The organism is Clostridium sp. UBA2485 (assembly GCF_002341865.1).
Classification (GTDB): Bacteria; Bacillota; Clostridia; order Clostridiales; family Clostridiaceae; genus Clostridium_J.
The window spans coordinates 1-2,056 of the sequence record NZ_DDOV01000095.1 but is presented as its reverse complement, the minus strand read 5'-3'; the positions used below and the strand labels follow the sequence as shown (position 1 = coordinate 2,056).

The 2,056-nt window shown below is 32.4% G+C and carries 2 protein-coding genes; both read left to right on the top strand.

Going from position 1 to position 2,056, the window contains the following annotated elements:
• Positions 1–753 precede the first annotated feature (753 nt).
• Positions 754–1,227 (top strand): flavodoxin, encoded by a 474-nt coding sequence (locus tag B3603_RS18755; RefSeq protein ID WP_291567764.1) that lies wholly within the window; start codon positions 754–756, stop codon positions 1,225–1,227.
• Positions 1,228–1,268: 41 nt separating this feature from the next.
• Positions 1,269–2,030 carry a MerR family transcriptional regulator gene (locus B3603_RS18750; RefSeq protein WP_291567762.1) on the top strand — a complete coding sequence of 254 codons (762 nt, stop codon included), beginning with the start codon at positions 1,269–1,271 and terminating at the stop codon, positions 2,028–2,030.
• Positions 2,031–2,056: the final 26 nt, after the last annotated feature.

The window sequence follows — 2,056 nt, the reverse complement described above, 5'->3', positions numbered from 1 at the left end:
TCTATTTTAGTATAGGGGTGACCAGTGAATTTGTCAATACTATTTCTTGACAATCTTCCAGTTGTTTTCCTTCTTTTCCAGCACTAAATCAAACTGTGATACTTGCATTGCCTTTGTCTGCTTAGGTAAATATCAATTAAATAGAATGATTTTATTTCTTTTTTAATAGAGATAAAAGTTCCTCATCTTTTCGTTGTATACTAATCACTTTTCCCATGATTTTTTACACAAAATAGGCGCTCATTTCTGAACATCCAGACATAAAAAAGAGATACCATTTTCACAGTATCTCATAACTTTTAATTTTATTCTTTGTATCTCCACACTTCATATCAATAACCACAGAAACATTAATATATTTTTTAAACTGTTTATTACGGATATTATCACCCTCATTTATAAAAACAAAATGATTGAAGAAGCGCCTAAAATTAAGGACTTCTATATAATTTTTCGTTGTAGCAACACACAAGTCTCCACATGCCTTGAGGATACAAAAAGATACCATTTGGGCATGGTAGTACCTTGGCGGCAAGTTATAATTCAGAAACAGTCGTCTGGATAGGTCATTTTTTGTGTCAATTTGCGCCTACTTTTGCATTACAATTCAATTTACTGTTTTGATATTCCCATTAATAAGGTTACCAAGTTATTTTAGAATTTATTTTTATATAGGGACTTGACGGTTACGTTACGTTACAGACTATAATGAAGAAAAGCAAAATATGCAAATAGAATTTCGGAGGATTTATTATGAGTAAAACATTGGTTGTATATTACTCTTATTCAAATACAACAAAAAGTTTGGCAGAAGATATAGCAATCATTACAGATGGAGATATTAGAGAGTTAATCCCAGAAAAACCTTATTCATTTACCTACAATGGCGCAACAAAAGAAACAAGAAATGAAATTGAAAGGGGGTACTGTCCTAAGTTGCTGTCTGGAAATGAACCGGTAAACAAGTATGAATATATTTTTGTAGGAACACCTAATTGGTTCAAATCTTTTGCACCGCCGATATTGAGTTTTCTGCGTAGTGTTGATTTGAACGGAAAAACAATCATTCCGTTTTGCACTCATGGTGGTGGTGGATTTGGGCAAATAGAAATCAATATATCTAAAGAATGCCCTAATTCAAAATTGTTACCGGGATTTGCGCCAACAAGCGATTTTGATGATAAGCATGTTCAAGATTGGATTGACAGCATTGAGATGTTAAAGTAGATGAAGTTCTAAATCTCAACATTAATGGGAGGATGATCAAAGTGCGAAAGCAGTATTATACAGTAAACGAAATAACCAAGATAGCAGGAATTACACGAAGAACCTTACATTACTATGATGAGATAGGTTTGTTGAAAGCAACAAACCTATCCTCTCATGGCTATCGCTTATACGATATGAACGATTTTGAAAGACTACAAATTATTCTGTTTTTGAAAGAAATGGATTTGCCATTAAAAGATATATCTTGCATTCTTCAATTATCAAAACAAGAGCAAAACAGAATATTGGAACGTCACTATAAAATTTTATCAAGAAAAAAAGAGAAATTGGAAAAAATGATGTCCAACTTAGAACGTTACTTATCCGGTGAGGATATATTTGATTTAGACATATTTGAAAACACAAATGTTCTTCCTCTAAAAGAGCAATGCAAGAGAGAGGCAAAATTTGCCTACGGTGAAACAGAAAAATTCAAAGAGTATGAGAAAAATATGTCCCTATTAACCAGCGAAGAAAAAGATAGACTCTATACTGAGTTTGATGATGGCATGAAAGAGCTGTTCAAACTATTTGCCAAGCATATGAAAGAATCTCCTGCTTCGGATAATGTACAGTCCATTGTCAAACAATGGGCAGACAGCTTTCAAGACTTTTTTATATGTAATAATGAAATCCTGAAATGCATCGCAAATACTTACAAGTTTGATAGCAGATTCAAAAAATATATAAACCAATTTAGTGGTGAAGATTTGAGTGATTTTATTTACAGAGCTATCATTTTCTATTGTACTGACAAATGACTTCTAAATAATCTCCACCACCTCAA

Coding starts and splice junctions, on each gene's coding strand:
- B3603_RS18755 (WP_291567764.1), top strand. CDS start 754: ATGAGTAAAACATTGGTTGTATATTACTCTTATTCAAATACAACAAAA.